The following is a 16,148-nucleotide window of genomic DNA, read 5'->3' on the forward strand; positions in this document are numbered from 1 at the left end:
AATGATAACATTGCGTTACAAAAAAAGAAAGGAAACCTTATGGATATCAATTACGAACTATACAAAGTATTTTACCATGTTGCATCTTCCCTCAGTTTCTCCGAGGCGAGCAAGCAGCTTTTCATTTCCCAGTCCGCCGTATCGCAGTCGATCAAGACTTTGGAGAAAAAGATCGGTCAGCCCCTCTTTATCCGCAGCACCAAAAAAGTCCAACTGACCCCTGCCGGTGAACTGCTCTTACAGCACATCGAACCAGCCATGAACCTTATACGCCGCGGCGAAGAACAGATCCAGAATGTCAACGACACCAGATTGGGACAACTCCACATCAGCGCCAGCGATACCATCTGCCGCTATTTTCTGGTGCCTTATATCCAAAAGTTCCACGAACTCTACCCGGATGTACCCATCCGCATCACCAATGCGACAAGCAAGTCCTGCGTCGACCTCTTGGAGCAGGGAAAGGTTGACATCATCATCACCAACCATCCCAACTCCCGCATGAATACTTCTTATATCACCCAGACCCTGACAACCTTTCAGGATGTGTTCATCGCCAATCCCACACATTTTCCGCAGGTCACTAAGGAAATGACTTTCAAGGAGATCTCCGGTCTGCCTATCCTGATGCTGGACAAAAATTCTACGACCAGTGAATATCTCCACCAGATCTTTTTGGAACATCGTCTGGATCTGGTACCGGCTTTTCAGTTGTATTCCAATGATCTTTTGATCGACCTGGCGCGCATCGGTCTTGGCATTGCCTTTATCCCGGACTACTGCATCAAACATTCCTCAAAGGATCTGACCGTTGTTTCTACAAAAGAAAAACTTCCACCAAGAAGCCTGGTCGCAGCGACACATCCGTCCCTGCCTCTCGGCGCCTCAGCAGAAGCCTTTTTATCTCTTTTGCCAAAAATCATCCACTAGATCTCCAACCGTATGACGATCGCAGATCTTTCCGTCATTCCATTCCCGCGGAAAGGTCTGCCTGTATTCACTTTTTGTAAAACGCTCATCTAAGAGGGCGATCACGCCCTCGTCACTTTTTGTCCGAATGACGCGGCCTGCCGCCTGAATCACCTTATTCATACCCGGATAAAGGTAGGCAAAGGAAAATCCGTCTCTCCCGGTCGCCTCAAAATACTGTTTCATGACTTCCCGCTCATTCCCGATCTGGGGCAGCCCCACACCGACAATGATAGCACCGATCAATTTTTCCTCCGTCAGGTCGATCCCCTCCGAAAAGACACCTCCCATCACGCAAAAAGCAACGAAAGAACGCTCTCTTACTTCTTCAAATTCTTTCAGAAAATCTTCCCGCTCCTGCTCACTCATGCCCGAGCGCTGGCAGATCACGTCACAGGAGCCCAGACTTTTTGCCATAAACTTCTGGCTGATCTCCTCCAACATCTTATAAGAAGGACAAAAAACCATGTAATTGCCCTTTTTCTTTTCCACAATAGCTTCGATATAGTCCGCAAAAGCCAGATATTCCGCAAAAGTTCTCCTGGTATAGCGGCTACTGACATCCCTGCCGATCAAAAGTGCCCGCTTTTCCTGTTCAAAAACAGAGTCCGCATAAATGGCATAGACATCATCATCACAGCACAAAAGTTCCTTATAATAGCGGATAGGAAGCAGGGTCGCCGAGAAAAAGACACAGGCGCGCGACCGATCCAGCCGCTTTTGCAGCATATAGGAAGGATCTACGCAAAAAAGATGCAGGCAGAACTGTCCTTTCTCATCATAATCACAGTAAATACGATAGTGCTCGTCAAAATCGTCGGACAGGTTGACAAAATTGCGCACCTTAAAATAAAAGTCTAAGACCACGTCACGGTCTATGATATTTCCTTCTTTTTGCAGCAACTCATCCATCGCCGCTGCCGCCCGGAAAAGGGCAAACAAAAAGGAATCCATCTCCTCTAAGACAAGCAGTTTCTCACACTGCCGCTTTAAGACCAGCATTTCCTTGTTGCAGCGCTCCAAGGTATTTTCCAGTTTTTTTCCATAGATCTTTAACTTCTTTTTCATGGCAAGAAAGTCTTCTTTGACCAGAGTCTCCGAATACATGTCTCTGGCACGCTCGACCAGATTGTGTGCCTCATCCACCAGAAAAAGATAGTCGCCCCGGATGCCCTCCGCAAAAAAGCGTTTGAGACAGACATTTGGATCAAAGACATAGTTGTAGTCACAGATGATATGATCGACCCAGGATGCAATATCCAGACTGTACTCAAAAGGACAGACCCGTCTATCTTTTGCCCAGCGCAAAATGCAATCACGATCCATCATATTTTCTTCCTGCAAAATGTCATAGACGGCATCGTTGACACGGTCAAAATGCCCTTTTGCGTAAGGACAGTCGTCCGGGTTGCAGGATCTCTCCTCCAAAAGACACATCTTATCCTTGGCTGTGATCACGACCGTCTTTCCCTCATAGCCCTGTTCTTCCATCAGAAGAAAGGTATCGTGTGCCACGACACCGGTCGCATTTTTGGCAGTCAGATAAAAGATCTTGTCTCCCATATTCTGCCCCATCGCCTGTATGGCAGGAAAGATGGTAGCCAGAGTCTTGCCCGTCCCTGTCGGTGCCTGTAAAAACAAGGTCTTTTCGCGCATGATACTGCGGTAGACATCCGTTACCAGTTTCTTTTGCCCCTGCCGGTAGGCATAGGGGAATTCCAAACCCCGGATGGACTGCTGACGAATCATCTTGTGGTGAAATAAAAAATCCGACCATTTCTTATAAGAAGCAACGAGTTCCAAAAACCAAGACTCGATCTCATCATAGGAATAATGCATCTGAAATCTGCGGATCTCCTCCGTATCCAAATTGCAATAGGTCATCTGCACGCCGATGGCAGGCAGGGCATGCTGGGTCGCAAAAATAAAGGCATAGCACTTTGCCTGTGCCAGATGCACGGCGTTCGGCTCTGCCATCTGCTCCACATCCAGATAGACACCCTTGATCTCGTCGATCATAACGAACGGCTTTGCCTCTTCCTGCCCTTCTTCAAGATCCATCCGGGGATCTTCTAGAAAACGGCTGGTCTCTTCTAACAAGCCTTCCTCATAAATAATGCCGTCGGCTCTGCCCTCAATGGCAAGATCATACTCCTCATAAGAGACTATGAACTTGAGCGGGATCTCTGCGTGATAATCGGCTCCCGCCCGCCTCTGGATCTTGCGGTGAATTCGGCTGCCTTCCTGCATAGCCTCCATGCGCATCTGCCCGCCATGCCGGTCGTCAATATCACCTGCATTCATCAGAAATTCGACGAGATTGCGGACAGAGATCACGATCTGCGGTTTTAATTCTTCCTCTTGTAAAAGCCTACTGATCTTCATATTTTTAGTATAACATAAAATGCCCCCGGCAGGTAAACCTGCCGGGGGCATCTTCCATACAATTTAGGCTACTGCAAATTTACGAACCGCCTGCACAAAGGTCGGATCATATTTACTGCAAAGTACCCGCATCTCTCGCTTCATCCCCATGCTCATAACACCAAGCAGGGATTTTGCGTCTAAATATATGGCGCCACTCTTTAAATCAATGGCTTCTGGACAAACGGATGCTGCCTGCACGAATTCCTGTACTTCTTTTTCGTCCTTAAGCATTACCTTCAGTTCCATTTTTTTCACTCCTTTTCACTTTAAAACCGCGAAACTACATTCAATGAAAGCGTTTCCAACGTTTCATTTGACCTATTTAAACACAGGTGTTTTCCTTTGTCAAATCAAAAATTCGTGAAAAATATTAAAATTTCGGGTAATATTTACAGTTTTCCTTTGCAGGGTATTTGTCCTTTTGAAGGACAAATGTCGCATTTTGTCGAACATTTAACACTTTGCACACATTTTACTTAATATTACACAAAGCGTCGATATTCTTCTCTATATTTCTGTTCATCTTGCACAAAATTATATTTTTTTCAAGATCATATCAAGAATTTTATACATTTTTATCAAAAAAGTGCATCTTCCAAAGCAACAAAGACCTGCCCCATGGCTGCCTCGATAAAGAGATCCTTCTCCTGGTTCAACTGCACATGCAGTGGCTCTTTGTTTAAGACAATAAGATGGTTGCCCCGGAACTCATAGACATAGGATGCCGCCGGATAGACATTTAGGGACGTGCCTGCCACGATCAGGGTGTCGGCTTTTCGGATCGCATCAACTGCCCCTCTGACTGCATCTTCCGGCAGACCTTCTTCATACAGGGTGACCTGCGGACGGATCATGCCGCCGCATTTCGGACATCTGGGAATACCGGTCGTCTCAAAAATATAATTCTCGCCGACTCTCTCTCCGCAGGATGCACAATAATTTTTGTGGGTCGTCCCATGGATCTCATAGACACATTTTGATCCAGCCAACTGGTGCAGCCCATCGATATTCTGTGTAACGATAGCATCCAGTTTTCCGATCTCTTCCAACTTCGCCAGCACCCTGTGAGTGACATTGGGTTCAAAGCCCCGGCTATCCATTTTTTGCCGGTAAAACTCAAAGAAAACCTCCGGTTCTCTCATCAGACAGGTATGGCTCAAGAGGTATTCCGGCTGATACTTGTCAAACTGCACATCATGCTGATTGTATAAGCCGTCCTTGCTGCGAAAATCCGGGATGCCGCTCTCAGTCGATACCCCCGCTCCGCCAAAAAAGACAATATGTTCTGACTCTTTGATCCATTCGATAAATTTCGCTATCAATGCTTCCATGGCACTTCTCCCGCTTTATTTTAAGAAACCGGAAATGATCTGTTCCTCTGCTTCTTCTTCTGTCAAGCCTAAAGTCATAAGTTTTATCAACTGCTCCCCGGCGATCTTGCCGATGGCTGCCTCGTGGATAAGGCTTGCCTCTGTCGTTGCCGCAGACAACTGCGGGGTGGCAAGCACATATGCCTGATCCATCAAGATGGAATCACACTCGGTATGCCCTGCACAGCGGTTGTTGCCATTCAAGGTAGAGGTATAATGCTGCTTGCTATGGTCTCTGGCAACGGTACGGCTGACGATATTGCAAGCGCAGTCCTCTCCGTTAAGATCTGCCGTAAACTGTGCATCTGCATTCTGATCACCTGTCGTCATGATGCTGTCATGGATCTCCAGTTTTGCGCGATCACATAAGTCTGCCTCTGTGATACGCAGTGTATCATCAATACCGGAGATCTGGGATGTCTCCATGATCATCTCGGCATCTTCCTTTAAATGAACGATGGTCGTTGGATTCATCAGACGTTTGCCTGTCGTGCCCGGATCTCCCTCGCCGTAATGCTTTTCGATGTAGCGCACCTTAGCACCTTTTTCTACATAAAAGGTATGGATGCCATCGTGACCGCTATCCGCACTGCCGCAGTTGTGAATGCCGCAACCGGCTACGATGGTCACGTCTGCGCCCTCACCGACAAAGAAATCATTATATACCATATCCTTTAATCCCGCCTGTGAAACCACGACCGGGATATGCACGCTCTCATTCTTGGTGCCCGGTTTGATGATGATGTCAATGCCCGGCTTGTCCTCTTTGGTGACAATATCAATATTGGCTGTTGTATTTCTGGCAGAAGATGTGCCATTGGTACGGATATTGTAAGCGCCCACCGGAAGTGCGTCCAGACCGGCAACTTCTTTTAAAATATTCTGTTCAATCGTTCCCACGTCCTTAGTCCTCCTTCATCTTTTCTGTCAGTACACTACAGGTCGAACTCGGCATGCCCATGATCTTTGGCAGAACCTTGTCCTTTGTATCGTACATTTCAACTTTGCCGTCCTTTAAATAAAGAACCTTGTCCGCAATATCCAAGATCCTCTCCTGATGGCTGATGATAAGGATGTTTCCGTCGCTGGCTGCCACCATCTTTTCAAAGACATGGATAAGTTTCTGGAAACTCCACAGATCGATTCCTGCCTCCGGCTCGTCAAACAAGGTCAGATCGGAATTTCTGGCAAATGCCATAGCAATCTCGATACGCTTTAACTCGCCGCCGGAAAGACTGCCATCCAGATCTCGGTTGATATAATCCTTGGCACAAAGCCCTACCTCAGACAAGAGATCACAAAGTTCGCTGACTGTCGCATCCTTTCCTGCCGCCAGTGACATGAGATCTTTGATCGTCAGCCCCTTAAAACGGACCGGCTGCTGGAAAGCATAAGAAATCCCACGATTGGCACGATCGGTAATAGACCAGTCGGTAATATCTTCTCCATTTAAAAGGATCCGCCCCTGGCTCGGCTTATTGATCCCGGCAATAACCTTGGCAAGTGTTGATTTTCCACTGCCGTTTGGTCCTGTAATCACAACAAAATGATCCTCGATGGTCGCATTGATATGGTCTAAGATCAACTTGCCATCTTCGGTCTCATAACAAATATCCTGTAACTCTAACACCTTTATATCTCCTCTTCTCGCAGGGACGTTCCATTTGCCACAAGGAGTGTCCCTATTGGCTATTTGCGCCAAATGGGACACTCCTTGTGGCAAATGGAACGTCCCTGCGGCACACGAAGATATATTACCACATAAAGATAGGAAATACACCCTTTTTATGCCTTTTTTTACGCTCATGTCCTGTATTTTGTACATTTCCCGTATTCCTATATGCATTTAGGATGTACTCCCTATCGCCTACTAAAATAGTATGAAATTAAACTTATATCTGTATGCTGTATTCCATATTTCCATGCACATGATAAACCGTATCGCTTGCCCCAATGACCCGGATCGCCAATTTTTCGGTAGGACAGGTCTCCTCTTTTGTGACAAAGATCTCGATGCCATCCTCTGTCTTTTGCATGGAGAAGTCGATACCGCCTGCTTCATCTTCCAGGCGATACTTTCCATTACCTGCATATAAACACACTTCCAGAGATCTAAATTCCTGATCATTATTCCTGTAATCGGCAAGAAGCGGCACGATACCGCCCTCCTTTACAAAGACCGGTATGCGGTCCAGCGGCACAAAGAGTTCATAGGTATGATTGCCCTCAAAGACCTGACCGGTAAAGAAGTCTGTCCACTTGCCCCCCGGCAGCCAGACACTGACCGGTGCCAATCCCTCTTTATTTTGCCTGGTCACAACCGGAGCCACGATCATTTCCGTGCCAAAGTAATACTGGGTCTTTGCCTCATAGGCTTCCTTGCAGTCATGCAGATAATACATAGGCATGACAATAGGAAGTCCTTCCCGCGCCGTCCTGACATTTGCCGTATAAAGATATGGCAGGAGGCGGTGACGCAACTGCAGGAACTTGGTCACGATCTTTTCTGCCTCTGTCCCATAAAGCCATGGTTCCTTGCTCCATTTATCCCGGGTAGAGTGTAAACGGTTGATCGGAGAAAAGACGCCCAGTTGTACCCAGCGGGTATAGAGTTCCGGATTGCCCTTGCTTCCCATATGCCCGCCAATATCATGTGACCACCAACTGTAACCCGTATTTGATGCTGCAAGGGTAAAGTACGGCTGGTAGGCAAGACTCTTCCAACGCACGATGGTATCGCCCGAAAATCCCAGCGGATAACGGTGGGATCCACACCCGGCATAACGCGAAAGGATAAGTGGCGTTCTGCCATCCCGCCCGGCATCTAAGGTATGATAATGGTTGAGCAGCCACAGAGGATCCAGCCCCTGACGATTGGACTTGCGACCCTGCTGCCAGTCGATCCACCAGAAATCTACACCATCTTCTTCGTAAGGATGTAAGACCAGATCAAAATAGGAATCTACAAATGTCCGGTCGGTAAAGTCAAATTCTACCGGCTCCTTGCTTGCCGGATCAATGCCATTCGCCTTTGCCATGGCAGGATATTGCTTTTCAAAATAGCGGATGCCGTCATGGGGATGCAGGTTCATAGTAATAGCAAGCCCCCGCTCTTTTAAGTCGCGAAAGAACTGCTTGTAGTCCGGGAATAAGTCTGTATCAAAGGTATAGCCCGTCCAGCCCCTGCCCCAGAATTTGCTGTGGGTCGTCGCATCCTTTGGCACATTTTTTACCAGATGCCAGTCCATGTCGATGGTGGCAACGGTAAGCGGGATTCCCTTGTCTTTAAACTTATCCATCAGATCAATATATTCCTGCTGCCTATATGCATAGTAGCGTGACCACCAGTTTCCCAGTGCGTATTTGGGCAAAAGCGGTGTAAATCCTGTCAAACCGTAAAACTCGCGCAGACCGCCCAGATAATCCTTGCCAAATGCCAGAATATAGCGGTCGATATCGCCTGATCTTCTGGCAGATAAGGTGCCGTTTTCTTCCAGAAAATAGGATGCGGAATCATCGATCTCCGCTACCCCCTCCAGAGAAAAGATACTGTCCGATAATTTGACCGGTCCCTTATTTTCTCCAAATAAAATACGGTCGCCCAAGCCATTATCCAGGGTTCGGAATGTCCCACCCAGCGGATGTACCTGATGGCTGTCTACCCAGTAGTTCTCCAATTTCACGGACACAAGCAGGGTCTCCTTATCCACATGAAAGACCCGGTCTGCCGTCGTCACTTCGATATCCAGCATATTATCCTTTACCGAAAAAGACGGGCTGCCAAAATCACGATGCATGATCTTCTGCGTTGCAAGATCCGCAAAGGTATCTCCTTCCACACGCTCCAGACGCAAAATATGGTCTGTAATAATACTCAGACGGATCTGTCCGCTCACATAGGTCTTATTTTCTGCAATCGGTGCAGCCTCCACATAAAAACGATCCATAGAAAAAACCTCCCACACTCTAAGTTGTCATAATTATACCACAACTTGTGCGAGAGGTCGCAATTTTCAGATATTTTACATATTCTTTTTTGCCAAAGAAAATGCAAAGGCAAGGATCAGCACAATCCCCCATGCCAGCAATAATTCTCCAAAGAGGCGGAACCCGTTCCACCGGCATCCAAAACTGCCAGATAATGCCATCTGCCAGCCAGCCCCAGTGCTGTTCCATACGCTGTAGCCATATCGATAATGGTATATACGCCATCAATATAGCAGAAGAAATGCAGAATGACCCACATCATACAAAACCCAGGATTTTTCCAGTTTTGTCAGTTTCAGTTTACTCATTTTATACTCCTTTTACCTGCAAAATAATGTATCTGTCACAGGAGATAAAAGCTTCATGCCAGCGCACTCATCTCCCATAACAAATAACATTATAAAAGCACCCCTTAGGGTGCTTCTATCTGCGTTTTGTTAAAAGGTTGTAAACTGTCTGTAAAATCGCGGAAATTGCTGTACGCTCCATGTTGGGAAATCCCATAAGATCCTGCCAACGTATTGGGGTCTGTCAGCATAACAGAGGGTCGCTGCCAAGACCATGGATGAAATATATAAAAGATCGATCTCTAGGGATGGGTACAGGTCTGCGTAAGTATCATGATGCTCATGCAGGGCCTTGACATCAAAGGTAGGTAAGACCATCTTTTGAAATGGGATCTGTTCTAACAGGCATTTGTGCAAAGCACTTTCATACTGCACATGCTCGGCAAGACTGCCTGTAAAATAGCCATTGTGCACATGGGTAAAACTGTCTGCGATGTAATGGGTCAACTTGCCCAGACGGTAAAAATAGATCCCTCCACCCGGCGTCGACCGTTCCAGTTTTTTGATCAGATGATCCATGGTCTGACTGCTGTTCTCATAATTGTGTCCGAAAAACTTTTTATTACCTTTCCATCCATGCAGATAGGTGACCTTGTTGACATCCGGTGCAATTGCCCCATATATGTATGCATTTTTTTCCAGCATGGAAAAACCTCGCAGATACTGCCCTGCGATATGTTCTGCCAGATATTTGTGACTCAATGTTTTCATTTACGCTTTGCATCCCTTTCACACTGCGCCCAGTCCCGCGCTCATCTTTTCTCTTTTTACCTTACATATACCATTATCCACGTTCTCTGTAAAAAAGATACCACCTTTTGTGTAAAAGTCATGTTATTTCTGTGAACAGATGCTATTTAAAATAAGATAAAGCCTCATTTAAGAATCCTGCCTGCTCATTCATCTGTCCCGCCATTTCCGCCACACCATTCATCATGGCATTGAGTTCCTCAATATTGGCTGTCATTTCCTCGGTTGCGGCAGCATTGGAAGAACTTACATCCGTAAGTCCATTACTATTGTCCGTGATATTCTGATTCAAGCAAACCATCTGATCTACCAAGCCCTTGATTTCTTCCGCCTTGTCCGCTGTCCGACCAATCTGATCATCTAAACTAGCAAACTCCTGCAAGACGCTGCTGATCTCCTCTTTTTGCACAGCATTATCGGAAACAACTTCCTGAGATGCCCGCATACATGCCTGACACTCCTCTACTAATTCTGAAATAATCTCTTTGATATTATTTAATTCACCGCTTGTATTATCAGATAGCACACGAATCTCTTCTGCCACCACTGCAAATCCTCGACCGGCATCTCCTGCACGGGCAGCCTCAATGGATGCATTGAGTGACAAAAGATTGGTCTGTCCGGAAATATCTTCAATTACGCCGATGATATCACTGACTTTTTCCACAACCGCATTGACCTTTTCCACACGCTCTGCAATAACGCCAATGCCTTCTTCCATCTTTTCACTGCTACTTTGCATATGATGCATCTTTTGGTTCATGATAGCACTGCTCTCCAATACAGAATGTGTCTGGGTTTCGATATCCAGAACAGAAGCATCGATCGTCTGTGTCTCATCATGCATACTTCCCAGATCCACATTGATATCGGAAATAGAAGTCGCCATATTGGTAGAACCGATCGCAACATCCTCTACTGCCTTACTGATCTCTCCATTGGCAGCCAGAGTCTGTTCGCTGGTATCATTTAATTTGCTGCTGTGTTGTGCCATAGCATCGCTGGTAGCACGAATCTTTTCTACGATACCGCCCAGTGTACCCGTCATATCTTTTACACTGGTTGCCATCATGCCGATCTCATCATTGGTAATTTTAATACCGGAAAAATCGGCATTCATATTACCATTGGCAACCTCCTCAATAATACCGCTTAAGGTCACAAGTGGCTTTACCAGCCTTCTGCCAAAAATAAGTGCCGCAATGCTGGCCAGAATAATGAGTACGATCAAAATACCAATGGCTGTCCTTGTTGTGGTATTGATTCCGGTAAGTGCATCATCTTCATCCGCACTGACAACAACAATATTGTTATTACCAATAATGGAATATCCGGCATATTTTTCTACTCCATTAAAATCATAGGTCACAACCGCATCTTTTGGATGCTCTCCCTCTGCCAATTGCTGTACCAAACCTTTGACGACTGTATTCTCTACCGGATTGCCTACCTTATCCTCCGTCGGATGATATAACATGGTGCCATTTTCATCGACCACATAGACATAGGAACTCTCCATCCCTTTTACACCGACATCGTCTAAGATAGCGGCATAGCCATCATAATCCAAATCATCTTTGCCACTTTGTTCAATATCCGTTTCAATCAACTTCGCATAAGAATCTACCATATCCAGCATGCTATTTTGCACCGCCGATCTGATGTATTTTCTACTGCTGGACACCAGTACACTCAGACAGATAATGTTAGATAGAATAACCATGATCAGCACAAGTGCATCAATTTTTACCGCGATCGTTCCTCTCTTTTTTGCTTTACTTTCTTTCATCTTTCATTCCTCCATACATCCTTTATGTCTTAATGCCCTATGCCTGATCCGGACTATGCCCCGATGCCCCCACGGGATCCATGCCATCCAGCGTTTCCATATCATCATAAGACAATTCAAAATCAAAAATCTGCATATTCTCCGTCATCCGACTCGGTGTGACCGTCTTTGGTAGTACAACAATATCGTGTTGGTGTTCCCAGCGAAGTGCAATCTGTGCTACTGTTTTGTCGTATTTATTTGCCAAGGACAGCAAGGTCGGGTCATCAAAAATGCGTCCTCTGCCCAAAGGACTCCACGCTTCAACAATAATCCCCTGTTTCTGGCAAAAATCCACAGTTTCTCTCTGTAAAAATCCAGGATTGATTTCTATTTGATCCACCATAGGAAGCACTTCCATCTCCAAAATCGTCTCTAAATGCCGCACCAAAAAATTTGACACGCCGATGGCTTTCACTTGTCCGCTCCGATAAATATCGATCATGGCTCGCCAAACCTGCCGATTTGTCTCCTTCCAATCTGGGTCAAAAGCGTCCGATGCCGGCCAATGTACCAAATAGAGATCCAGATAGTCTAATCCCAAATTCTCCATGGTCTTTTCAAAAGATGCCATCACCTTATCATAAGTATTTTCTGTTTTCCAAACTTTACTGGTCACAAACAGATCTTTTCTTGCCAGACCCCCTTCTGCTATCGTGTCCCGGATAGCCTGACCAACCGCAACTTCATTTTCATAAAAAGCCGCTGTATCCACGTGCCGGTATCCACGACAAATTGCCTCTGTTACAGATTCTTTTGCAAGTGTCGGATCCGTGATCTTATAAGTACCAAATCCTAAAACAGGTATCTTTGTTTGATTTAAAAGTGTCATAGTCTGCATAAAAAGAGTCTCCTTTATCTGTATCTAAGCCTCATAATACACATATTGTCCCTTACCTCCCGCCTTGGCAGCGTATAAGGATTTGTCCGCTTTCTTGTAGAGGTCATAATAGCCGCCATCACAGGCGCTGGAAAGACAGATGCCCATACTGACGCTGATGACAAGCCCCTCATACTGGCAGGAAACACTATCAAAGATGCGCTCAACGATATCCTTGATGTCATCCTCCTGCTTGTAAGTCATGAATACGACAAACTCATCCCCGCCGTATCGTGCGGCAATGTCCTGTTCCTCACGGATGCAGCCCTTGAGGCAATCGGATACCTTTTGCAAGACACAGTCTCCGAAATAATGTCCATGGGTATCATTGATCTTTTTGAAAGAATCTATGTCAAAAATGATAAATGCAGCGTCCACGTACTTTTCGTTATTGATCTTGCTCTTGATCAGGACTTCGCCAGTCACATGATTGTAAAGTCCGGTCAACAGATCCAATGATGCCTGCTTTTCCAAAGACTCCCGCAGGTAATCCTGCCGATAGCGGTCTGTAACATTGCGCAGGCTGACAATACCGATAATATCTCCCTGGATATTGTCCTTGGTCAGATAGATCGTCTTATTGATCCACATCTCTTCTCCCGTGGAATCCAGGGTGCGGTAATCCTGTCGCAAGAGTGTCTTCCCATCCTGATAAGCCTCCACCATATAAGACGCAGAGGAAAACTTGCGGTATTCCGCCAGCGTATCCTTTGACACTCTGCCCTGCCATCTGGCGCAATATTCATCATAAGCACATGGTGTATGGATGCCTACGGTATTCAATACCCTTACCATGCCATTGGTCTTTTTATCTTTTTGGAAGATCTCATTCTCGATCAGGTTTTTGGAAAAATTGACCTGATATAAGACAACCGATTCAGTCAAGAGAGCATCCCGATACTGTTCCGCAGTCTGTAACATCCGCCTTAATTCCATATTCTTTCGTCGTATGATCTCATCATACTCATAGCGATGGGTCACATCGCGAAAGGTCACCGTGATCTGCCCATGCGCAGGATCCGGCACCAGCATCAGGTTGATCCACCGGTAGCCCTGCTCGATCATAAAACGGAAATCCCTGCTGATCTTGTCTGTCTTTGCCTCTTTTTTCCCTAGCAGAAAAAGAGAATCCTCTGCCAAAACAGATTGTAGATTCTCTTTGTCTTCCGGATGGCAAAGTCCGACCAGACGATCTCTCCAGATGTCACGATCCAAAACGTCATCCGGTCCCCATGCATCCCGTCCGTCATAGATGCAGATGACCTTCTTGTCCGCCAGGTTCAACTGATATATGCCCTCATATTGTTCAGATATCATTGCCAGAACCCTTTTTTCCAGTTCATATCCTTTCCCCATATTGTATTGTCTCCAAATCCTTGCATTTTGCTTTGGAATTATCTATCGCAATATGTATATTATACCATCCTTTATTCGTTTCTCCAACTAATAAGTGTATTTTGTCGTCAAAAAATATACTGTATCTTGTGCTTTTTCCTGCAAAAGATGTATTGGCATCCTGCCATACTTCTTCTGCCACTTCCTTGACCAGCTTTAATTTTGCCCACTGTTCCTCCTCTGTTAATTTATTTCCGATATCACAGGAAGCAAAGCCGCATTGCGGGCTTAAATACAGTCTGTCCAAAGGCACATATACGACCTTTTTGTCCGGCTTGGCTGCGAAATAAAGAGTTTTCCGCCGCCTCTGTGATCATCCCCACCTCCGCTAAGGTGATGACATATTTTAATTGTTGCAGTGTCATGCTTTCTTCTCCTCCATCACATCTTTATCGATCAGTATCTTTTTGAGTTTCTGTGCTGCAGCGTTCATCGGGCGTTTGGCATCGTAGACCAGACAGATCCTGCGCGCCGGGATTTCTTCCTCCAGCCGGATCCCGATCACCTCCTGCGCCATAAGGGCAGGTTCCGCCATCTTTTGTGGCAGAAAAGCCAGTCCCAGATCACTTTTTACCAGAGGCAGTACCTGGTCGCTCGTCGCCACCTGGGTTTCCGGCAAAAATTCCTCTCCCTGCGCCCGGAACCACTCATGGTAAAAGCGGTAGGTCGTTGTCTCCTGCCCCAGACAGATCAAAGGATAGCCCTGCAGATCCTTCAACTTCTTATTTTGTCCCAAAAGATCTGAAAACATGGGACCACCGATCAGAATATCCTGAAAATCCTCCAGAGGAACTTCTTTGAGCGGCGCTTCTACCTGTATGGGCGTCGTCACCACGGCAAAATCGCTTTCTCCACTGCGCACCGCACGGATCGCCTGCGGGGTCGAATGGTTGCTGATCTTTAGGCGTACCCCCGGATACTCCCTGTGAAAAACCCGCAGATGGTCCAGAAGAAAGATATTTAAGGCGATCTCACTGGCGCCTACGGAGATCGTTCCGTGTTCCAAACCTACACAATCCGACAATTCTTCCTCTGCCAGTTGAAATTGCTGCATGGCGGCAGACACTCTGACATAGAGTTTTTCGCCCTCCGGAGTCAGATAAACCCCACGGTTGGTGCGGACAAAAAGGGTGCAACGCAACTCATGTTCCAGACAATTCATAGCCCGGGTCACATTGGGCTGGCTGTTATTTAAGGCATGTGCCGCCTTGGTAAAGTTCTTATATTTTGCCACATAGTAAAAGATCTTATAATACTCAAAATTGACATTCATAGGCCTTCCTCTATCATATCAAATCATGATCATTATCATATCAATAATATCTTTTATTTATTGCTACCATAAAATTATAATCACATTAGAAAGAGAAAACAACTAAAATAGGAGATGATTTTTATGTCATTGGTATTACCAAGAGAAGAAGAAGTGGAAAATATGTTTTCCAGAATCCTGTCTTCTGACCAGTATTGTGAACGATTGATGGATGCTTTTTACGATCATCTGTGTGATGACAAGCGCACAACGGACCCGGATCCCCATCATTTTGCAGAAGTCCTGCTGGGCGCTTACAAAAACGGTGATGTCAGTGCCTTACTGCTGGAACTGTTTAACCGCAGCATGTTTGACCTTTTAAAGGAAACTTACCTTATCCCGAAGCGTTTTCATGGGAAGAATGGAGAAAATCCTGTCCTTTTGACCGATGTGGACGGAAACCTGCTCAATGACAAGGCAGACCTTGTCTCCAGACATGAATATAAGAAATTCCATGAGATCTATCAGGCGCATCATGCCGCCCCACGTTCCAAACTCTATCTCGCCGACGCCTATGATCTGGTTCGCTACTACACCTCCGGTATGGATATCTGCGAGAAAGCGGAAAACAGGGAGCGCGGCATCCTCATCCTCTATGCCCTGCCGGATACCAAAAAATTAGGTCTGACCGAAGCCCAGGCTTATGATGTAATCTGGTCGACTTTCCATGATATTCAGGAAGAAGCCTATTCCGCTATTGTATATTACGGACAGGAAACCGGCATCCGCTCCGGCAAATCGTTTGATGAACTCGGCGTCCTGCTTCCCATCCATCAGTTTGAAAATAAGATGCTGCAGCACCTAAGTGTGATCGACGGACTGGTACTTTCCTGCCGTGAAGAAATGATAAAGACTGCCGGCAGTGACAGTCTGGATTTCTAGG

At 46.1% G+C, this 16,148-nt stretch carries 16 protein-coding genes and 1 pseudogene; 2 read left to right on the forward strand and 15 right to left on the reverse strand.

What is annotated here, in order from left to right; genetic code table 11:
• The first annotated feature begins 39 nt into the window (after positions 1 to 39).
• Entirely contained in the window at positions 40 to 930 is an 891-nt protein-coding gene (locus DW183_RS10310) for a LysR family transcriptional regulator (RefSeq protein ID WP_118281926.1), read from the forward strand.
• Here DW183_RS10310 and DW183_RS10315 read toward each other — a convergent pair.
• The 15 genes and pseudogenes from DW183_RS10315 to DW183_RS10380 form a co-directional block, all read right to left on the reverse strand.
• Positions 901 to 3,354: an ATP-dependent DNA helicase gene (locus tag DW183_RS10315; RefSeq protein WP_118282099.1), complete on the reverse strand. Its 2,454-nt coding sequence runs from the start codon at positions 3,352 to 3,354 to the stop codon at positions 901 to 903. The two genes, DW183_RS10310 and DW183_RS10315, sit on opposite strands and share 30 nt — an antisense overlap.
• 63 nt (positions 3,355 to 3,417) lie before the next feature.
• Positions 3,418 to 3,642: an HPr family phosphocarrier protein gene (locus tag DW183_RS10320; protein ID WP_118281927.1), complete on the reverse strand. Its 225-nt coding sequence runs from the start codon at positions 3,640 to 3,642 to the stop codon at positions 3,418 to 3,420.
• Between the two features lie 332 nt (positions 3,643 to 3,974).
• Positions 3,975 to 4,727 (reverse strand): NAD-dependent protein deacylase, encoded by a 753-nt coding sequence (locus DW183_RS10325; RefSeq protein WP_118281928.1) that lies wholly within the window; start codon positions 4,725 to 4,727, stop codon positions 3,975 to 3,977.
• A gap of 15 nt (positions 4,728 to 4,742) precedes the next feature.
• Complete coding sequence (locus tag DW183_RS10330) at positions 4,743 to 5,666, reverse strand: SufB/SufD family protein (protein WP_118281929.1); 924 nt, start codon at positions 5,664 to 5,666, stop codon at positions 4,743 to 4,745.
• Positions 5,667 to 5,670: 4 nt separating this feature from the next.
• Positions 5,671 to 6,396: an ABC transporter ATP-binding protein gene (locus tag DW183_RS10335; RefSeq protein ID WP_243069563.1), complete on the reverse strand. Its 726-nt coding sequence runs from the start codon at positions 6,394 to 6,396 to the stop codon at positions 5,671 to 5,673.
• Positions 6,397 to 6,658: 262 nt separating this feature from the next.
• A complete protein-coding gene (locus DW183_RS10340; RefSeq protein ID WP_118281930.1) occupies positions 6,659 to 8,713 on the reverse strand; it encodes a glycoside hydrolase family 31 protein in 2,055 nt (684 codons plus the stop codon).
• A gap of 116 nt (positions 8,714 to 8,829) precedes the next feature.
• Positions 8,830 to 9,015 carry a hypothetical protein gene (locus tag DW183_RS12455; RefSeq protein ID WP_158573072.1) on the reverse strand — a complete coding sequence of 62 codons (186 nt, stop codon included), beginning with the start codon at positions 9,013 to 9,015 and terminating at the stop codon, positions 8,830 to 8,832.
• A gap of 175 nt (positions 9,016 to 9,190) precedes the next feature.
• Positions 9,191 to 9,811, reverse strand: coding sequence for a zinc dependent phospholipase C family protein (locus tag DW183_RS10350; RefSeq protein ID WP_118281932.1), 621 nt, complete (start codon positions 9,809 to 9,811; stop codon positions 9,191 to 9,193).
• Positions 9,812 to 9,953: 142 nt separating this feature from the next.
• Positions 9,954 to 11,639, reverse strand: coding sequence for a methyl-accepting chemotaxis protein (locus tag DW183_RS10355; protein ID WP_118281933.1), 1,686 nt, complete (start codon positions 11,637 to 11,639; stop codon positions 9,954 to 9,956).
• Positions 11,640 to 11,676: 37 nt separating this feature from the next.
• Positions 11,677 to 12,519, reverse strand: a complete 843-nt coding sequence (locus tag DW183_RS10360) for an aldo/keto reductase (RefSeq protein WP_118281934.1) — start codon at positions 12,517 to 12,519, stop codon at positions 11,677 to 11,679.
• A 24-nt stretch (positions 12,520 to 12,543) separates the two neighbouring features.
• Entirely contained in the window at positions 12,544 to 13,914 is a 1,371-nt protein-coding gene (locus DW183_RS10365; RefSeq protein WP_118281935.1) for a GGDEF domain-containing protein, read from the reverse strand.
• A complete protein-coding gene (locus DW183_RS12545; RefSeq protein WP_199649436.1) occupies positions 13,898 to 14,095 on the reverse strand; it encodes a hypothetical protein in 198 nt (65 codons plus the stop codon). Before DW183_RS12545 ends, DW183_RS10365 begins: the two co-directional genes overlap by 17 nt.
• Positions 14,078 to 14,209, reverse strand: a pseudogene (locus DW183_RS12875) (5-methyltetrahydropteroyltriglutamate--homocysteine methyltransferase); the annotation flags it as partial. The gene DW183_RS12545 and the pseudogene DW183_RS12875, both read right to left, overlap by 18 nt.
• Positions 14,154 to 14,318 (reverse strand): hypothetical protein, encoded by a 165-nt coding sequence (locus DW183_RS12690; RefSeq protein WP_243069564.1) that lies wholly within the window; start codon positions 14,316 to 14,318, stop codon positions 14,154 to 14,156. The gene DW183_RS12690 and the pseudogene DW183_RS12875, both read right to left, overlap by 56 nt.
• Positions 14,315 to 15,226, reverse strand: a complete 912-nt coding sequence (locus tag DW183_RS10380) for a LysR family transcriptional regulator (protein ID WP_118281936.1) — start codon at positions 15,224 to 15,226, stop codon at positions 14,315 to 14,317. The genes DW183_RS12690 and DW183_RS10380 overlap by 4 nt, the downstream gene beginning before the upstream one ends.
• Positions 15,227 to 15,349: 123 nt before the next feature.
• On the opposite strand from DW183_RS10380, the gene DW183_RS10385 reads away from it, so the two are divergent.
• The gene (locus DW183_RS10385; protein ID WP_118281937.1) at positions 15,350 to 16,147 is read left to right on the forward strand and encodes a DUF4866 domain-containing protein; all 798 of its coding nucleotides are present in this window, start codon (positions 15,350 to 15,352) and stop codon (positions 16,145 to 16,147) included.
• Position 16,148: the final 1 nt, after the last annotated feature.

It is taken from the genome of Roseburia sp. AM16-25, from assembly GCF_003473825.1.
GTDB lineage: Bacteria > Bacillota > Clostridia > Lachnospirales > Lachnospiraceae > Pararoseburia > Pararoseburia lenta.

Bases quoted from the DNA above. Each gene is read 5' to 3' on its own strand.
- DW183_RS10385 (WP_118281937.1), top strand. From the start codon at position 15,350: ATGTCATTGGTATTACCAAGAGAAGAAGAAGTGGAAAATATGTTTTCC.
- DW183_RS10340 (WP_118281930.1), bottom strand. From the start codon at position 8,713: ATGGATCGTTTTTATGTGGAGGCTGCACCGATTGCAGAAAATAAGACC.
- DW183_RS10365 (WP_118281935.1), bottom strand. From the start codon at position 13,914: ATGGGGAAAGGATATGAACTGGAAAAAAGGGTTCTGGCAATGATATCT.
- DW183_RS10320 (WP_118281927.1), bottom strand. From the start codon at position 3,642: ATGGAACTGAAGGTAATGCTTAAGGACGAAAAAGAAGTACAGGAATTC.
- DW183_RS10355 (WP_118281933.1), bottom strand. From the start codon at position 11,639: ATGAAAGAAAGTAAAGCAAAAAAGAGAGGAACGATCGCGGTAAAAATT.
- DW183_RS10325 (WP_118281928.1), bottom strand. From the start codon at position 4,727: ATGGAAGCATTGATAGCGAAATTTATCGAATGGATCAAAGAGTCAGAA.
- DW183_RS10315 (WP_118282099.1), bottom strand. From the start codon at position 3,354: ATGAAGATCAGTAGGCTTTTACAAGAGGAAGAATTAAAACCGCAGATC.
- DW183_RS10380 (WP_118281936.1), bottom strand. From the start codon at position 15,226: ATGAATGTCAATTTTGAGTATTATAAGATCTTTTACTATGTGGCAAAA.
- DW183_RS12455 (WP_158573072.1), bottom strand. From the start codon at position 9,015: ATGATGTGGGTCATTCTGCATTTCTTCTGCTATATTGATGGCGTATAT.
- DW183_RS10310 (WP_118281926.1), top strand. From the start codon at position 40: ATGGATATCAATTACGAACTATACAAAGTATTTTACCATGTTGCATCT.
- DW183_RS10350 (WP_118281932.1), bottom strand. From the start codon at position 9,811: ATGAAAACATTGAGTCACAAATATCTGGCAGAACATATCGCAGGGCAG.
- DW183_RS12690 (WP_243069564.1), bottom strand. From the start codon at position 14,318: ATGACACTGCAACAATTAAAATATGTCATCACCTTAGCGGAGGTGGGG.
- DW183_RS10360 (WP_118281934.1), bottom strand. From the start codon at position 12,519: ATGCAGACTATGACACTTTTAAATCAAACAAAGATACCTGTTTTAGGA.